This window comes from Listeria grayi DSM 20601 (genome assembly GCF_000148995.1).
GTDB classification, from domain to species: Bacteria; Bacillota; Bacilli; order Lactobacillales; family Listeriaceae; genus Listeria; species Listeria grayi.
This window is the reverse complement of record NZ_GL538353.1, coordinates 921,527-938,671: the sequence shown is the minus strand read 5'-3', so window position 1 is coordinate 938,671 and position 17,145 is coordinate 921,527. Positions and strand designations below refer to the sequence as shown.

15 protein-coding genes and 1 tRNA gene are annotated in these 17,145 nt (G+C 39.6%); 4 read left to right on the top strand and 12 right to left on the bottom strand.

Annotation, left to right across the window (positions count from 1 at the left end; translation table 11 throughout):
* Positions 1–10: 10 nt before the first annotated feature.
* The 5 genes from HMPREF0556_RS12060 to HMPREF0556_RS12040 all read right to left on the bottom strand — a co-directional run bounded on the left by HMPREF0556_RS12060 (position 11) and on the right by HMPREF0556_RS12040 (position 6,453).
* The gene (locus HMPREF0556_RS12060) at positions 11–292 is read right to left on the bottom strand and encodes a PTS sugar transporter subunit IIB (RefSeq protein ID WP_003759003.1); all 282 of its coding nucleotides are present in this window, start codon (positions 290–292) and stop codon (positions 11–13) included.
* The gene (locus tag HMPREF0556_RS12055; protein ID WP_003759001.1) at positions 292–2,343 is read right to left on the bottom strand and encodes a BglG family transcription antiterminator; all 2,052 of its coding nucleotides are present in this window, start codon (positions 2,341–2,343) and stop codon (positions 292–294) included. The genes HMPREF0556_RS12060 and HMPREF0556_RS12055 overlap by 1 nt, the downstream gene beginning before the upstream one ends.
* Before the next feature lie 199 nt (positions 2,344–2,542).
* A complete protein-coding gene (locus HMPREF0556_RS12050) occupies positions 2,543–4,309 on the bottom strand; it encodes a ParB-like protein (RefSeq protein WP_003758999.1) in 1,767 nt (588 codons plus the stop codon).
* 123 nt (positions 4,310–4,432) lie between these two features.
* Positions 4,433–6,088 (bottom strand): cellulase family glycosylhydrolase, encoded by a 1,656-nt coding sequence (locus HMPREF0556_RS12045; RefSeq protein ID WP_003758998.1) that lies wholly within the window; start codon positions 6,086–6,088, stop codon positions 4,433–4,435.
* 293 nt (positions 6,089–6,381) lie between these two features.
* Positions 6,382–6,453 (bottom strand) — tRNA-Arg (locus HMPREF0556_RS12040).
* A 198-nt stretch (positions 6,454–6,651) separates the two neighbouring features.
* Between HMPREF0556_RS12040 and clpP the strand changes: the two genes are divergently transcribed.
* Positions 6,652–7,245, top strand: a complete 594-nt coding sequence (clpP, locus tag HMPREF0556_RS12035; protein WP_036105730.1) for an ATP-dependent Clp endopeptidase proteolytic subunit ClpP — start codon at positions 6,652–6,654, stop codon at positions 7,243–7,245.
* A 50-nt stretch (positions 7,246–7,295) separates the two neighbouring features.
* Here clpP and deoC read toward each other — a convergent pair whose 3' ends face one another.
* Entirely contained in the window at positions 7,296–7,967 is a 672-nt protein-coding gene (gene deoC / locus HMPREF0556_RS12030; RefSeq protein ID WP_003758995.1) for a deoxyribose-phosphate aldolase, read from the bottom strand.
* A 139-nt stretch (positions 7,968–8,106) separates the two neighbouring features.
* Here deoC and HMPREF0556_RS12025 point away from each other — a divergent pair, with 139 nt between their 5' ends.
* From HMPREF0556_RS12025 to HMPREF0556_RS12015, 3 genes are all read left to right on the top strand, one after another.
* Positions 8,107–9,753 (top strand): alpha-keto acid decarboxylase family protein, encoded by a 1,647-nt coding sequence (locus HMPREF0556_RS12025; protein WP_003758994.1) that lies wholly within the window; start codon positions 8,107–8,109, stop codon positions 9,751–9,753.
* A 167-nt stretch (positions 9,754–9,920) separates the two neighbouring features.
* On the top strand, positions 9,921–11,012 hold the full coding sequence (locus tag HMPREF0556_RS12020; RefSeq protein ID WP_003758992.1) for a YibE/F family protein: 1,092 nt from the start codon (positions 9,921–9,923) through the stop codon (positions 11,010–11,012).
* Positions 11,009–11,761 carry a YibE/F family protein gene (locus tag HMPREF0556_RS12015; RefSeq protein WP_003758990.1) on the top strand — a complete coding sequence of 251 codons (753 nt, stop codon included), beginning with the start codon at positions 11,009–11,011 and terminating at the stop codon, positions 11,759–11,761. The genes HMPREF0556_RS12020 and HMPREF0556_RS12015 overlap by 4 nt, the downstream gene beginning before the upstream one ends.
* Before the next feature lie 510 nt (positions 11,762–12,271).
* Here the strand turns inward: HMPREF0556_RS12015 and HMPREF0556_RS12010 are convergent.
* From HMPREF0556_RS12010 to namA, 6 genes are all read right to left on the bottom strand, one after another.
* Positions 12,272–12,571 carry a hypothetical protein gene (locus HMPREF0556_RS12010; protein WP_003758989.1) on the bottom strand — a complete coding sequence of 100 codons (300 nt, stop codon included), beginning with the start codon at positions 12,569–12,571 and terminating at the stop codon, positions 12,272–12,274.
* A 14-nt stretch (positions 12,572–12,585) separates the two neighbouring features.
* Complete coding sequence (locus HMPREF0556_RS12005) at positions 12,586–13,053, bottom strand: hypothetical protein (RefSeq protein ID WP_003758987.1); 468 nt, start codon at positions 13,051–13,053, stop codon at positions 12,586–12,588.
* A gap of 320 nt (positions 13,054–13,373) precedes the next feature.
* Complete coding sequence (locus HMPREF0556_RS12000; protein WP_040486797.1) at positions 13,374–14,003, bottom strand: hypothetical protein; 630 nt, start codon at positions 14,001–14,003, stop codon at positions 13,374–13,376.
* A gap of 918 nt (positions 14,004–14,921) precedes the next feature.
* Positions 14,922–15,515: a L,D-transpeptidase gene (locus HMPREF0556_RS13635; protein WP_003758982.1), complete on the bottom strand. Its 594-nt coding sequence runs from the start codon at positions 15,513–15,515 to the stop codon at positions 14,922–14,924.
* An 87-nt stretch (positions 15,516–15,602) separates the two neighbouring features.
* A complete protein-coding gene (locus HMPREF0556_RS11990; RefSeq protein WP_003758980.1) occupies positions 15,603–16,004 on the bottom strand; it encodes a GyrI-like domain-containing protein in 402 nt (133 codons plus the stop codon).
* A 108-nt stretch (positions 16,005–16,112) separates the two neighbouring features.
* Positions 16,113–17,126 carry an NADPH dehydrogenase NamA gene (gene namA / locus HMPREF0556_RS11985; RefSeq protein ID WP_003758979.1) on the bottom strand — a complete coding sequence of 338 codons (1,014 nt, stop codon included), beginning with the start codon at positions 17,124–17,126 and terminating at the stop codon, positions 16,113–16,115.
* Positions 17,127–17,145 lie beyond the last annotated feature (19 nt).

The window sequence follows — 17,145 nt, the reverse complement described above, 5'->3', positions numbered from 1 at the left end:
TTCCTCCTTTTTATAGCAATCCTTTTTCTTTACAAACTTTTTCTACCTTATCTCGCAGTTCATCTAAGTCGATAATGCTGTCTAAAACGACTACTTCGCCTAAATGCGCTGCGCTGTCTTCTAAATCTTTTGCAACGAAAAACACATCTGCAAGGTCTGGCGAAGCACTCCCCATGTCATAGTGAGATACTTCCACGTCATCCACACCTAGATCACTTAATACTGTATTGATATTCATTTCTACCATAAAACTGGAACCCAATCCGGAACCACAAACTGCTGCAAATTTCATTATTTTTCCTCTCCTTCTTTTTCTTTCATTATTTGGATGATCTCGTTAGCATCTTTTGCAGCTAACAATTTTTCTAAACTTGCTTTATCGGATAATAGTTTGGTCAGACTTGCGAGTGCACGTAAATGTGACTCATTGTCGACTGCTGCTAAACAGATGAAAATCGAGATTGGATGGCCCGGATCATCTAACAACAGGACTGGTTTCGCTACTTTCAGCATCGACATGCCGAGTTTTTTCACGCCGTCCTCTGGTCTGGCGTGCGGCAGGGCGATTCCTTTGCCGATATTGATAAACGCGCCGTAGTCTTTCACTTTCTGGATCATCGCTTCGACGTAATCCGCGTTGATATATTCTGTCTCTAATGGTTCGGCTGCTTTATGGATCGCTGCCTCCCAGTCTAGCTCGTCTTGCTCGAATTGAATAAATGGTTTGGTTAATAGTTCTGTCAACATTGGTCTTCGATCCTCCTTCTTATTCATTGTCCTCATCATTTTGCGGCTGAGTATTTTTAATAGTTTCTCAGACGTAACACCTTCTTTTAGCTGAAGATAAGGAAGAATCGATTGTAAAACTTCCTCAGGGGTCACAAGGAGCACTCCAGGAATCAAAAATTGCTCTTGCACTTTCTTTACTAAATGGTTTTTCTCAGTTTGTTCCATAATTGGTCGAATCAGGAAAAGTGGTTTCGCAGAGTCGAATGCTACGCTAGAAAAAATCAAATCGTAAGAGTCTAACGATACTCGCTCCATTTCTGATAAAGCATAATGTGTATGGAAAATGATGGTTGGAAATAGGCGCTTGAGTTCAGCTTCCATGATCATGGAGGTGCTGATACCATTTGGACAGACGATCAATGCGTGTAGCTGTTCTGTTTTTTCTTTTTCCTGCTGATTTTTGATCGCTGCTCCGAATAATAGCGTGAAATAAGCTTTTTCGCCTTTGGAAATCGGTTTGCCTACGAGCTTTTCTAAAGGTGATAATGCTGCTTCGGTGATGGCAGATATTTCTGGATAATCACGCTCGATGGTTGTCAAAAACGGCTGTTCGATCTCTAAGTCGTAGTAGATTCGGAAATAGGCTGGCACTAAATGGTTGAACACATCTAAAAGCAGTTTGCGATAATCTTCAAATTGGATCGCCGAACGACGCTCCAGTTCTTGGATCATCTGACTGGCGCAATGCAAGAGAAAGTCGAATGCCGGTTCTTCGATCTGACCTTGTGTCAATGTTAAAAGTAAGATCGTGATAAATGCGGCTTCTTTTTGGCAGATCGATTCCGCCAAGCCAGTGCTCGCAAGCAAATCTTCTGCAATTTGATGAATATGCGTGGACATCACTCGTCCTAGATAATGCTCCTGCTCGATCGAAAGCGGCGATTCTGCCATGCGCTCGATGATCAAACACATGTAGCCGTAGAAACCTTCCAGTCGTCCAGGGATCATATTGATCGCTTTGTTATCCATCGCTGTTTCGATTTGAGTGCGAATCGTCGTATAGCGGTTAAAGTCATGCGCATGGATCCATTTTGACAGCTGCCACGTTCCTGCTGTAGTTTCCACTAACTTGTTTATCCAGTGAAAACCAAGCCGCCTGATCGTCCATTCATCGCCGCTAAGGAAAAAGCCTTCTTTCCTACCGTATTCCAGTTTCACCTCATATGCCGCCAGTTCTCTTCGCAAATTCTTGATGTCTGATAAAATCGTGTTTTTACTGACATTTAAGAAGCTTTGATAATGAAAAACGGATAGTTCTTTATAGCGCGAAAATGTCAGCAGATAAATCAGCATGATGCGTTCCTTCTCGTCAAAATAAGCGGCTTCTTCTTGAGGTTGGAAGAGAAAATCCGGGAAATGCTGTTTCGCTAGTTTAGGCAATGAAAAAGTTTGTTCATTGATCCAAAGTGATTCTCTTGGAAAATAGCGTTGAAACGTCTGAAGATATTGTTTCAGCTGCGCTTCCGTTAATCCTGTTTTTTCCATTCCTTCTTGGAGTGTCATTTTCCTAGCGTCATCTAATGGGATGATTCGACTCATTTTATAACGTGACATTTTGTCTACCTCCTACTTACAGTATAATGAGCAAGCGCTTTCTTAGCACCCCTTCTTTGGTACAAATGCTTGTTGAAAATAAAAAATCATTGTACCGAAGTCTGGCTATATCGATAAAAAAGACTGGAAAGATGCGGTATCCTTCCAGTCTTATGTCTATGCAAAATAGTGTGACGCTATTTTATCATAAACTACTATTCTATTGCACCTGCTTTTTTCCACGTAGATAGATTCCTGCTGCCAAAAAAGCTAGTCCAAGTAGTGCAGCGCCGTCTGCTTTATCTCCGGTAGCCGGTAGTTTTGCAACGGGACTATTACTATTTCCTCCCGCTACATCATCTTGGCTTGGCGCTTCATCGGTGGGATCTTGCACAGTTGGGTCCGTATGATGATCGTTTTTCTCAGGAACGGTTGGCACTTGCTGATTTACCTGTTCTATTCGTATGTCCGCTACTTTAGCGGTATGCTCGCCAGTTTCCGAAAATGCTTCGATTTGTAAATGCTGGACGCCTGCTTTATCCGGGTCGATACTAGTAGCAAAATCGGTTTCGATGTGATCGATGTTCTCACCATGAATACCGATAGCCGCAAGTAATGCTTGTTCGGTCAGCCGCTTTCCTTGTTTCCATGTAAGGGACGGATTATCTAACGTTAAAACTGGTTGTCTGCTGTCGACCACTAATGTGATCGGTACCGAATCCGCTGCATTTCCCTGCGCATCTATAGCTTCTAATTTCACTTTATACGTCGCTGCTTTTGAAAAGTCTACCGTCTGTAGATCAGTTTGGATCGCCGCTCCTTCAGCCTTTGCACCAATCGCTTGTAAAAAGTCTTTCTCAGTTGGCTTCTGGTTCAACAAATAGTGAATCGTTTGTTTTTCCACTGTGATCACAGGCTTTTCCGGTTCCGCTGGCGGTGGTGTGTCTAAAATGCTGGTATTGCTCGCTTGCAAGATCGGCTGCTGGGCGACCATTGCCCACGCAGTCGCTAATTTATCTTTTTGATCCGCGATTTTATCTGGCTCGAATTTGTTCATTAATCCTAATTGGCTCGCTTGGATGCCGTATTGATCGGTAATCGTCTGTTTGAACAGCTGTTGGAGTGCTTCATCTCCATCGATCAATTTCGCCAAGATCTCATTTGCTCGGTCAAGCGCTGTCTGATAGCTGGCTAAATCCTTGAAATCCAAGTCATCGAACGCTTTTGTTTCTGTCAAAAATTCACCCCAATAAAATTCCGCAAACGGAACAGACATCGCGTCTTTATCGATTACCGATTTTCGCATAAAATAATTCAAGCTCCGAAAAGGATCGTTGATAAATTGTTCACTGCCCATTTGTTTGGGCAGCCGTTCCGGATCGATCGTTTGGTAGCGGTGAGTTTGCAGATTGAATGCTTTGGGATAATACTGATTGTTTGCTGCCATTTTTTGCCAAAAAGCAGCACCGCTCAAATCGCTGTAATCACCCACCACGGTGATATTGACTTTATCACTACCGCTACCTGTAATAGCTTTCGTCAGTAAATAACTGTTTGCGCCATGATGACCGTCGATCGCATAATACTGCTGATCTGGACCAATGACCACCGTTACAGCCGGTGTACTTACATCAGGATCGACAACTGCCTGCAATGTATCTCGAAGGTCAGCTGTTTTATATTTCGCCTTGTCTTGTAATTTTTCCGTTCCATCTGGAGATAGGTATTTGCCTTTTTTATAGCCGTTATCATCGTTAAAATCGGCAAAGTAGTCCTCCGTCAATTGTCCATTTTCGTTTATGTAAGTTGTCAGCTTATATGCCATCTGTACCTTTCCTAAATCTGCTTGTGTCGGATGGATCGATTGAATCGGTACATCATAGCGAACCGAAGTAGTCGTTTCTGCGGCGTTTACAGAAGTTAACGAGATGAAGGATAATGTAAAGATAAGTATGATTCCCCATAAAAGTCCTAGCGTTTTTTTCAAAATTTTACCCCTTTCTTTTCCATACTAGTTACAGTATAAGAAAGGTATATAAAGCTAGAATGAAGGGGATGTAAATAATGTGTTAACATCAAAAAAAGCGGCCGCTTGGACCGCTCTCTTAGATCAATTAACTTTATTTACTTTGAAAGCTTCCCATGCCCCGCCGATGAGGTTTTGGGTAGCAAACAATTGACCGCCGTTATTTAAATTTGCACTGACGAATTTATTGTTTGCCGCGCTTTGAATCCCATAATCGCCATTCCCTGTTGGAACAAAGCGGAATTTTTCCCAGTCCCCGATCGTTGATGCACGCGCCAATAGCTGGCTTTGTTCATCTAAAACCGCAGTTACGTATTTTCCGTTTGCTTCTGATTGGAAAGAAACTGTGCCGTCACTATTATTTTTCACTAACAGCGTTTCCCAAGCACCGCCGTAGTTGTCGCGGTTTGCCGCCAGTGTTTTATTACCAGCATCTTCTGCGGTAACTACTTTATTATTAGCACTCGATACAAGATAGTATTTCCCATCTTGAATGGTCGCTACGCCACCTTGAAAGCCCTCTTTGATCACGTTATATAACGATTGATTCACTGCGCCTTGTTCCGTGCGCACATTCGACCATTTTTGCTTGATAACCTCTTTGGAATCATTATAAATATCGACTTTTGCTGGATTGTGATTGTAGATACCCCAATTGTTGTTGGTCCCTGTCACTTTATAAGACCAACTTGTCCAGCTCCATCTATTCGTATTGAATGTATTTAAGGCATACTTCCAACCGTCAGTAAGTCCAAAGACATTGAACTCGCCGATAAATGTTGGAACATTGTAGTTCGCTTGATTGATATCAACTACTTTGCTGTCAAAATATTTCTTTTGTGCCGCTAGATCTTTTTCTGCACTCCATGGGTAATAATGATATTCATAAACGATGTTTGTCCAGTTATAAGTTTGCGGCCTTGGTAAATCTTTTGCATCCCAGCACGATTCCATGATAACGATGTGCTCTTTGTCCTTATTTCGGATTTTTTTATAGATCTCGTCATAAAAATCCCATTGGACTTTGTTTGTTGCCGCTGCTTTGATCCCTGGTTCGTTGATCGTATCATAGCCTGCGACCGCTGGATTACCATTGTAATGCTCAGCGATCTTTTCCCATAACCAAAGTGTTTTCGCACGATTAGCCGGATTGTCATAAAGCTGTTTCCCATCATTGATCTCACCTGAATGATCCATGCCGTTTTGCGATCCAAAGGCCCCGTGCATATCAAGAATCACGTACATACCACGCTTAGCACTATTATCGATAAACCAGTCCAGCCGATTCCATGCATCCGCTTTCAAATTACCGTTGTCATCTACCAGATTCATGTAAGTGAACGGCAGCCGCAAAACATTCGCCCCCATATTCTGGACATTGTCAAAATCTTTGGTCGTCCAATAATTATCCTCATATACCTTGATCAATTCATCCCGACCCGCTGCGCCAAATCTGTTTTTAAAAGTATCCATCATTGTTTTCTGATCTTTTGCATTGGTCGGGTTCATCCATTCTTCTTGGACCAGCCATCCGCCGGCATTCACCCCACGAAGTTGCACTTCCTGTCCCTTTGCATTTTTGATCAACGTTCGGTCTGTTTTCAAGAAGTCTTGACCTTCCAATGCTTTTGCTTCTGTTTTGTTCCCGCCAAAACCAACAACTAAGCTAATGATCCCAAGTAAAACAGCTGTTATCAGCCATTTCCCCATAAGACCCCGTTTTTCTGATTTCCCTATCATTCATCTTCCATCCTCTCTACAAATAAGATATCGCGCTTTAAATGTCTGTTTTCACAAAGCTGATCTATCTTTTGTAAATTCTAAGAAGGAGCCATTCTCTTTTTTCTTGTCCTCCTTTCCCGCCTCATCATAACATAATTAAAAATGTAAGGCCTTACATTTTTGTTTACAATGTATGAAACAAATTTCTAATTTTGCTGCGCGGTTTGTGAAGGTAGTTATAGAGCTGTTTACTTATAAAAAGCGTGGATGATAGTAATACTATCATCCACGCTTAGGAGTTGTTATATGAATGCCCTCGGAGGGAATCGAACCCCCATTTTAAGAACCGGAATCTTACGTGCTATCCGTTGCACCACGAGGGCACTATGTAAGTGCCGTACGAATAGTAATTATATCGGAAAATGTATGAAGTAGCAAGTTCTATTTCTGCTTGAAAAACTATTTTTCTTCCGAAGAACCTTTTATTTGACCTACTTTGACCATTCGTGTATAGTAAAGTTATCGCTTAAGAAACCTATTTTCTTAAACTAAAATTGAAATGAATGAGGAGGAATATAACAATGAATTTAATTCCAACAGTTATTGAACAAACTAGCCGTGGCGAACGCGCTTACGACATTTATTCCCGTCTATTAAAAGATCGTATCATCATGTTAGGTTCTGCTATCGATGATAATGTAGCCAATTCGATCGTTGCCCAATTACTATTTTTAGATTCTCAAGATCCGGATAAAGATATCTACTTGTACATCAACTCTCCAGGAGGAAGCATTTCTGCCGGGATGGCGATCTACGATACAATGAATCTTGTGAAAGCTGACGTACAAACGATCGGCATGGGTATGGCTGCTTCTATGGGTTCATTCTTACTTGCAGCTGGTGCAGACGGTAAACGTTTTGCATTGCCGAATTCCGAGATCATGATTCACCAACCACTTGGCGGTGCGCAAGGACAAGCGACTGAAATCGAAATCGCTGCTCGTCATATTTTGAAAATCAAAGAACGCATGAACCGCATTCTTTCTGAAAAAACTGGTCAACCGATCGAAGTGATCGCTCGTGATACAGATCGTGATAATTTCATGACTGCAGACGAAGCAAAAGAATACGGCTTGATCGACGATATTATTTCTAGTAAAAACGCTTTGAAATAAGGTATTTGATCGCTAAAAAGCACATCCCTTTTTATAGGGACGTGCTTTTTTTATTGCTGTTCTTCCCATTCCTTGACGATCGCGATCCCACTGCTTGTTCCAAGGCGTTCCGCACCAGCTTCGATCATCAGCATTGCTGTTTGCAGATCGCGAATTCCTCCGGCAGCTTTCACTTTTACCTTATCTCCCACCGTTTCCTTCATCAATCGTACATCTGAAGCCGTTGCGCCACTTGTTCCAAATCCGGTCGAAGTCTTAATGAAATCTGGCTCTACTTTCTTTGCGATCTCAGCCATTTTTATTTTTTCGGATTCTGTTAAATAGCAATTTTCGAAGATCACTTTGGAAATCACCTGATATTTTCGGCAGATCGCCACGATTGCTTCCATTTCCTGCTCCAGATATGCATATTTTTTCTCTTTCAATGCCCCGATATTAATTACATAATCGATTTCATCCGCGCCTTTTGCGATCGCATCTTTTGTTTCAAAAAGTTTACAATCCAGCGTTGTTTGGCCTAAAGGAAAGCCGATTGCCGCCCCGACATGAACAGGACTATTTTCTAAAAAGGCGGCGCAAACTTCCGTCGCTGCAGGATTGATCGCGACCATTTTAAATTGGTACTCGTCCGCTTCCTCGCATAGTTTTTTGAAGTCGCTTGTTTCTGCATACGGTTTCAAATTTGTATGATCGATCATTTGCTTCAAGTCAATCAGTTTCAATTTCTCTTCCTCCTCAACTTCGAATTCTCACTATGATTATACCACTTTTGATTTAAAGCTAAAAAATAAAGGTCAATTTACTTGACCTTTTAAATTTTCAGGCGTATATTAGAGTCATAATAACGAGGAGGAATTTTTCATGTATACAGTAGGTCAATATTTGGTCGACCGTTTAGAAGAAATTGGCATTGACAAAGTATTTGGTGTGCCCGGCGACTATAATTTAACTTTCTTAGACTATATCCAAAACCACGAAGGGCTTAGCTGGCAAGGGAATACCAACGAATTAAATGCCGCTTATGCTGCAGATGGTTATGCCCGCGAACGTGGTGTGAGTGCTTTAGTTACCACATTTGGTGTTGGTGAATTAAGTGCGATCAATGGCACAGCGGGAAGCTTTGCCGAACAAGTTCCTGTCATCCATATCGTCGGATCTCCAACTATGAATGTGCAATCCAATAAAAAATTAGTACATCACTCGCTAGGAATGGGAAACTTCCATAATTTTTCCGAAATGGCAAAGGAAGTCACTGCTGCAACAACGATGCTGACAGAGGAAAACGCCGCGTCAGAGATCGACCGTGTGCTTGAAACGGCATTGCTTGAAAAGCGTCCTGTTTATATCAATCTGCCAATCGACATCGCTCATAAGGCGATTGTAAAACCTGCTAAAGCCTTGCAAACAGAAAAATCAAGCGGCGAACGTGAAGCTCAATTAGCAGAAATCATTCTATCTCATTTGGAAAAAGCGGCGCAACCGATCGTTATTGCCGGTCACGAGATCGCTCGTTTCCAAATTCGTGAACGTTTTGAAAACTGGATCAATCAAACAAAATTACCCGTAACTAATCTTGCTTATGGTAAAGGTTCTTTTAATGAAGAAAATGAGCACTTTATCGGTACGTATTACCCCGCATTCAGCGATAAAAATGTTTTAGATTATGTGGATAACAGCGATTTTGTCTTGCATTTTGGCGGGAAGATCATCGACAACTCGACTTCTTCATTCAGCCAAGGTTTTAAAACAGAAAACACACTGACTGCTGCAAACGACATTATCATGCTACCGGATGGCAGTACGTATAGTGGGATTTCTTTAAATGGATTGCTAGCAGAATTAGAAAAACTGAACTTTACTTTTGCTGATACTGCCGCAAAACAAGCTGAACTAGCTGTTTTTGAACCGCAAGCAGAAACACCACTGAAACAAGATCGTTTCCATCAAGCTGTGATGAACTTCTTACAAGCAGATGATGTTTTAGTTACTGAACAAGGAACTTCTTCGTTCGGTCTGATGCTGGCGCCACTTAAAAAAGGGATGAATTTGATTTCGCAAACACTATGGGGATCGATTGGCTACACGCTTCCGGCAATGATCGGCAGCCAGATCGCCGCACCTGAGCGCCGCCATATTTTAAGTATCGGCGACGGATCTTTCCAATTGACAGCGCAAGAAATGAGCACGATCTTCCGCGAAAAATTAACACCGGTCATTTTCATTATCAACAATGATGGCTATACGGTAGAACGCGCGATCCACGGCGAAGATGAAAGCTATAATGATATTCCAACTTGGAATCTGCAATTGGTAGCTGAAACGTTTGGTGGCGATGCGGAAACAGTCGACACACATAATGTGTTCACAGAAACTGATTTTGCCAACACACTTGCAGCCATCGATGCTACTCCGCAAAAAGCACATGTTGTTGAAGTACACATGGAGCAAATGGATATGCCGGAATCATTACGTCAGATCGGACTTGCGTTGAGCAAACAAAATAGCTGATTTATCTTGGCCCCTTATGCCTTAGAGACAAGGTGTAAGGGGTTTTTTAAGTTGTCCCACTCAATTGACAGCATTCCCGTAAAATGCTAGACTTTAAATCGTAATCATTCCTATTAAAAACATTCTCTTTTCCCAGAGAATCTAGTACAGGATAAGGTCGTGGATAAATGAAAAAATTAGTACTTCTAGCTAGCGTATTTGTTATCATACTTCTCCTACTTAACAATTATTCGCCCAAATACGATATTGCCCGTGTCAATCATACAAAAATTTTAAAAGAAAATACCGTTACTGACACTATGAAAAATAAAGATACGATTTATCAGCAGCAAGTTATTGGAACGTTGACTACTGGTAAATATAAAGGTTCTAAAATCGAACTCTTTCATAAATATTCAGCTTCTAGTGCTTTCGATTATAAAATCAGCAAACCTAGCAAGATCTTCGTTAAGGTCAATAAAGCTTCCAAAGACAAACTATTGACTGGCAGTATTAAAGGAATCAAGCGTGATACTACTATTATTTTGCTCTTCTTTGTATTTATTTTTCTCATGCTTTTCATTGGGAAACGCCAAGGGCTTCTCTCTCTTTTAGCTTTAGCAAGCAATATATGTATCATTTTAGCGGCGATCTCGCTCTATTTAAATACGGCTCTTAAAAATCTGGGCTTCGTTAATGTCTTTTTGATTGTCATTTTACTATGTATTACATCCTTCTTATTGATTTTGAATGGTATCCACAAAAAAACATTTTATCTGATTGCTTTGACCTTATTATCGATTGGTTTAACGGCTTTGGTCGTTTACATAACAATGCGTGCAACTAACGAAAAAGGAATCTATTATGAATCGTTGGAATTCGTCACGCTGCCCCCGAAAAACATGTTTTTCGTTGAGATTCTTCTTGGTTCTGTAGGCGCTGTCGTGGATATCGTGATTACGATCTTCACTTCTATGCTAGAAATCTCAGCAAAAAATCCCAATATGAAGATCCAAGTCTTGCGAAAAAGTGGTTTTGAGATCGGCAAAGATATTATGGGGGCAATGACAAATATCTTACTATTTGTTTATCTAGTAGGCTCCATTCCGATGATATTATTGTTGCTGCGTAATGGGTTAGATATTAGTTTTGCTTTTCAACTAAATCTATCACTTGAATTGATACGTGCGCTCACCGGTGGGATCGCCGTCGTCATTTCGATTCCACTGACCATATATATAAGCGCTTGGATCTTAGATAGGGAGGGAAATAAGCTATGACGACTTTTTGGGCACTGAGTTTTATCTTATCTCTATTGATGCTCCTCATTGGTGGAAAACGCGGTGCAAAGTCGTTTTTCGCCCTTTATGTCAATATCTTGATCCTGATCATTACAGTCTTCCTGCTCTATTTCAAGGTAAATCCGATCCTACTTGCTTTGATTGTAAGCATCCTTATCAGCGCTTTTAACCTTTATTTCATCAATGGCATCCATTTAAAAACCAACGCTTCCTTTCTTTCTATATCGTTAGTAATGTGCCTATTGTTCCTACTAACCCTTCTTTTCACGATGCACTTGGGGCTACAGGGCTTTTCAGAAGAGGAATGGGAAGAAATCGGCGTCTACTCGCTTCATATCGGGATCAATTTTTACCAGATCGCTGTCTTTACTACAATCATTGCTGCTGTTGGTGCTATTTTAGATACAACGATTTCCGTTGCTTCTTCGATTTATGAATATTATACGCACTTCAAGGAAGCGACATTCAAGGAACTTTATGCCAATGGACTGGCGGTTGGTAAAGGAATTTTATCCGCAACTAGCACTACACTGTTCTTTGCTTATTTAGGCAGTTATTTGACATTGATCATCTGGCTGATCACACTCCACTATTCCTTGCTAGATACCTTAAACAGTAAAGTCTTCGGTCTGGAAATAATCGCTACTTTAATAGGAGGAATCGGCGTGATCGTTGCTGTTCCTGTGACCGCTTATATCACTTCCTATTTGATCAAAAAGCAGCGTTGAAAGGGACTTGCTCATAGAAATACAAACGATTTGTTTTGTGTAATAATCTTTTTTCTGTTTTAAAAAAATCTATTAATATCGCTCTTTTTATTCGTTAGAGGATAGGCAACATAATTTCATGGGATTTGCATCTATTTTTGCTCAGGAGCTTACTTGTTTTTTCCCAGATTCACTTAATCCGATTTATTGTCCCTCAACTAATCTTGTTAAAAAGACTTTATCGGATACTGGCTGTTTCTGCAGTTAGCAATCAATTTTGCGCTTCGGTTTGCTAACTTAGGGATATCCAGTTTTCATTTTGCACAACTTTATTGTCCACTTATAAAGTGAAGCTTATTAGTATGTTATGTTTTTGGCGATAATGTATACCTTAATGCGCATTGGAATTTATCCAATTTTATAATGGATCACGTTTAGAAATATTAATCGTAAAATTACGGACAGACGTAAAAAAACTAGCCCCTTAATTTAATAGAGTACTAGCTTATATATTAATCTTCTTTTTATCTTTTACCTAAATAATCCTACCCTGTTGAAGTTGAACCATCGCTCGTATTTATTTTTTTTCTTTAATACATACTGCATTAGATCATCTAGTTCTTTTGGATGGAATTTATCTTTTTCTGATGCTTCAGAGACTATAAAAGGATATAATTTGACAGCGATTAATCCCAACTCTTCTTTGTTCTCAATAGAACTGGCCGCTTTAACTAAATTACTTTTTAAATCAGCTCCTAAATCTTCATGGTGATTATTGTATAAAGATTTTATTAACTCTAAAAATAGTTCTGCATCTTTTTTTTTAAACATATTATCCCATCCTATTATCTAAAATAAGTCGAACCACCAGAAATCGTATTCATCCAGCCATTGACAACTACATTTTGAACATGTGTTGAAAATGCAGTAACTTGAACCATTTTCCACTTTTTCTTTTTAGTATGAAAATAAAATTTATATGGTTGCGCCGTATATTTATATACCCATTTCCCTTTACCTCTTAACATAAAATCGCGGTTAGTTACTGTACTATTTAATTCTAAAGCTGCTTCTGGAATATCAATATCTGTTAAAATAACTTCCGTAGCTCCTGATTCAAGCGCTTCTGACAATGGCATTTGGGGTAAATCACTATCATTCATCTCGATGTCTTGCGGAAGATTAATCTTGTTTTCTTTCGTTACTTCTTCTGCATTCGCATTATTAGGTAACAATACATTAGATGTGCCTAATATAGTCGTTCCCAATATCATAATTGTAATACCTTTTTTAAAATTATTCGGAAAATTCATTCAAATCAATCTCCTTGTTGTCATGTATTTATGATGCTGTTAGTAAGAAATACTAAATTTATTTAGTTTAGTGCTTACCTTTTAGGAGTATAGCACATTCGAAATTTAAAAAGTACGAACAAATTTCGAACTTTTTGTGACATTTTAGAAAGATACTATATATATATTAGGTTTTCGTTTATTTATTAAATATAATTTAGATTTTTTGATATAAACTAAATTTCAGACAAAATCAAGCACTTTTAGAGACTTAAAACTTGCATTCGTTCGTCGGCACAAAAAGAGTCTAGAAATTATAATTTCTAGACTCTCCTATATAATTACATTTTCGGAAATTTCAATGTTACAAGTTTACTACGCTTCTTATTTTTCTTTTTAGCGGAAGCTTGGAAATTATATTTTCCATAATCAGCTTGTCGTATTTTTACATATATCGTATATTCCTTGGAATTTTTCTTTGTCCAAAATTGTTTGAGCAATTTTCCTTTAAACCGAATATTGATCTTGGCGTTTTTTGGTGCATCACCAATTAATTTAACTTTGGTTACTTTGTTATCATCCATCGACCCTCCAGCAATAATCTTATCGGGAGATGCTGTTAAATATCGTTGTGCAGGTACTTTTTTAATTTTACTTTTAAAAAAACCACGTTCTTTTACATATACACGCAACGTATCACTTTTTTTGATTTTAATACGGATTCGATAACTCCCAGTCTTGCGATTAGCTTTTTTTGTGACATGTTTATTTTTATAGCATAGAGTTACACTTGCACCTTTTTCAGCTTTACCTTTTACCGTTACTTTCTTCGTCTTAAAATTATATGTCACTTGTTTGGTTGTTGGTTGTTTACTAGTGGGCGCCAATGTTTTAGCTTCATAATTTGCCGGGAAACACATACCTACCATTATAAAAGCTACTAAAATAGTAAATAATCTTTTTTTCATCATATCCATGCACTCCTTATTTGATTTCATTTGGGAAATACCGTTTATTGGTAGAAATTTGTTGATACATATTAGCAAGCATACTATTAGCATTTTTCTTAGGTTTTATAAAAATAGACGTTCCTTCATTAATTAAATGATAATTATTTTTGGAGTCGTATCTTAATACTACTCGCACTCGCTGCCCCTTTTTGAAATAATACTTTCTTCTAGATTCACCTTACTATTGCCGAGTTGTAGGATCTGGATATGCTTGTGAGCAAAGTAAATAGTAAAACAAGACTTTTTATTAATGTTAGCATACTTCCCATATGTATAATAAATCCATCCTAGAAAGTTGGTTTTTCATCTTGAATAGGTATTGACACACTCGTTTTAGGTTGGTTTTTAAGATCTCTTAAATATTGATCACATAATGAGGTTCAGATATTTTCATTTATGCATAATTTTTAAAAAAAGACACATAATCTTCTTATTTTGGAGCTTATTCATCCTAATATTGATGTCATATTATGTAGATAGCAAATTTCCCCATTTTATCAGTGTATGTTTATTCATATTATTCTTTCTACTTGATGATTATCCATCCAAGTCTGCTCCCGGTTTGACCTCTTTTGCAATATAGTTCGGATATTGTAATAAGGTAACGTGATTGTTATTATCGAAAAGCCTTTTCAAATTATCGTGCATGATGATGGCTTCGCACTTTTTCCGGTTACATTGGTCTTGATTGTATAAAACGCTGCTATTGGGGGAAAATGTACTCTATTTCAATTCTAACTCTTTATATTTGCGTCTATGTTTCTATGTACTTAATGCCGTTCTTCACCTTAAATTAAAGATTACGGCAAAAAGGGATTGTTTGAAAACGCCATTTTTAAAAATAGCATCCAAGCAATCCCTACTTTTTTCAACTTATATCTACCTTATATAAACATCTGTTCCAACTGGAATGTGTTCATTTATCCATTTGGCATCGGGGATCGTCAGTCGAAAACAGCCGTGCGAGGCTTCTTTTCCTAATTTCATGGCTTCTTTTACTTTCACGTTTCCGCTAGCATCCATGGGAACGCTGTGGAACAGGAACTCGCCATGATTTTTCCAGGATGTCCAATATTTGGCGCCTTCTTGATATTTGGGGGAATAGAACCATTTACCGCGCTCATTCTCGATTTTGTAATGGCCTCTTGGAGTGCTTGTCGCCTTTGAACCGTCTACACCGGAAGAAGTCACCATCGTATAGATCACTTTATCATCCTGCATGATCTTCACTCGCTGAGCTGCCATCGAAACATAGATCGCGACTTTATTATTGGCTTTCAAATCAGGATACGCTCCGCCAGAAGGCTTCGTCCAATCGAAAGCGATATCTTTTATTACGACAGCACTGAGTTTCTTAGATAATAATTGTCCTTCTTTTTGGAAGCCAATGGATGCTGCTGTACTTTGGATTGGATACAGGCCACTGACCAATAATACGAAGGAAAAAGCGAACAGCCAAATTTTTTTATACAAGAAACGTCACCTTATTTCACTAAATTCTTTTTAAAACGCTATGATTCTAGTATACGCTTCCGGTATGAGGATAACAACTAAGCTTTTTTAGATAGATAAATAGATCGCGATCTCGCCGTTTGCTTCATATTTTTCAAAATCTGCTTGATATGTCCGTGGCAACGTATCATCTTGCGCCCAGATTTCCTGCCAAGTTTTAACGACGCCTTCCACGTTGTTGGGAACGACAGGTATCTTTAAATAATTGCCGGCCGGGATCGTGAAATTCGCTTTTTCTAGTGTATCTACTTTAACTGCCAGATAATAGTCATATTTCCCGGTGTGATCACTCTCGTAATTTGTATAAATCGAATAATATGGCAAAGGCTTATTTTCTTTTAAAAATGCCTCCCACATCTTGCCGATCGCTTCACCTGCCTCTTGGTTGTCCATTCGTTTTTTGCTACCGAGGACCATTTGATCTTCTAAAATTACTGGTTTACTGTTCATTTCTCCGCCTCCTTGAAAACAGTGTAGCAGATTAACTCTGACAACTGGATGTCAGCTTTTCCCTAAAAAAAACAGAGCCAAGAAAATGGCTCTGTTGATGTCTATTTATTACCAACCGCGTTCATATTGCTTAGGCGGTGTGATCTCTTCGCCTAATTCAAGTGCTGCTGTGCGGGCAAAGTATGGATCGCGTAATAATTCACGGCCAATGACGATCAAGTCGGCGCGTTCATTACCGAGAATCTCTTCTGCTTGCGCACCAGTCGTGATCATTCCAAGCGCACCGGTCGCGATGCCTGCTTTTTGACGCAGATCATCCGCATAGCGGGTTTGATATCCTGGGTAAACATTTGGACGGACAGGAACGTTTCCGCCTGTACTTACGTCGATCAATTGCACGCCATCTGCTTTCATCCATTTCGCGAAAGGAACATGATCTTCTAATGTCAAACCTCCATGAACATAATCCGTAGCGGAAATGCGGACAAGCAGTGGTCCATCCCAAACTTCGCGAATCGCACGAATGATCTCGCCGAGGATGCGATAGCGATTGCCTGCCGGACCGCCGTAAGTATCTTCGCGCCGGTTAGAAAGCGGGGATAAGAATTGATGCACTAAGTAACCATGTGCTGCATGTAATTCGATCACATCAAAGCCTGCTTCTTTTGCACGGAAAGCTGCACGTTTGAAGTCCGATACGATCTCTGCGATCTCATCTTTCGTCAATTCTTTTGGCTTTTTGTAGTCATCACTGAAAGCAATCGCAGAAGGCGCAACGATCTCTTCATCTAATTCTGCTTTTCGGCCGGCATGTGCTAATTGGATACCGACTTTCGCGTCATAGCTGTGAACACTGTCTACGATGCGTTTCAATGCCGGAATCTGTTCATCATTCCAAATCCCTAGATCTTGGTACGAGATTCTGCCGACTGCTTGGACAGCTGTTGCTTCAAGTAAGATCAAGCCAGTGCCGCCAACTGCTCTGGAAGCATAATGCGCTAAATGGAAATCTGTCGCGATTCCATCTTTCTTCTCCACCGAATACATGCACATTGGTGACATCACCAATCTATTTTTCAAAGTAACGTCTTTCATCTTATATTCTGAAAACAATTTTGACACGTTTACCGCTTCCTTTACA

Coding starts and splice junctions, on each gene's coding strand:
- HMPREF0556_RS12020 (WP_003758992.1), top strand. CDS start 9,921: ATGAAAAAATTAGTACTTCTAGCTAGCGTATTTGTTATCATACTTCTC.
- HMPREF0556_RS12055 (WP_003759001.1), bottom strand. CDS start 2,343: ATGTCACGTTATAAAATGAGTCGAATCATCCCATTAGATGACGCTAGG.
- HMPREF0556_RS12060 (WP_003759003.1), bottom strand. CDS start 292: ATGAAATTTGCAGCAGTTTGTGGTTCCGGATTGGGTTCCAGTTTTATG.
- HMPREF0556_RS12025 (WP_003758994.1), top strand. CDS start 8,107: ATGTATACAGTAGGTCAATATTTGGTCGACCGTTTAGAAGAAATTGGC.
- HMPREF0556_RS12000 (WP_040486797.1), bottom strand. CDS start 14,003: ATGATGAAAAAAAGATTATTTACTATTTTAGTAGCTTTTATAATGGTA.
- HMPREF0556_RS12045 (WP_003758998.1), bottom strand. CDS start 6,088: ATGATAGGGAAATCAGAAAAACGGGGTCTTATGGGGAAATGGCTGATA.
- HMPREF0556_RS11990 (WP_003758980.1), bottom strand. CDS start 16,004: ATGAACAGTAAACCAGTAATTTTAGAAGATCAAATGGTCCTCGGTAGC.
- HMPREF0556_RS12015 (WP_003758990.1), top strand. CDS start 11,009: ATGACGACTTTTTGGGCACTGAGTTTTATCTTATCTCTATTGATGCTC.
- clpP (WP_036105730.1), top strand. CDS start 6,652: ATGAATTTAATTCCAACAGTTATTGAACAAACTAGCCGTGGCGAACGC.
- HMPREF0556_RS12005 (WP_003758987.1), bottom strand. CDS start 13,053: ATGAATTTTCCGAATAATTTTAAAAAAGGTATTACAATTATGATATTG.
- HMPREF0556_RS12010 (WP_003758989.1), bottom strand. CDS start 12,571: ATGTTTAAAAAAAAAGATGCAGAACTATTTTTAGAGTTAATAAAATCT.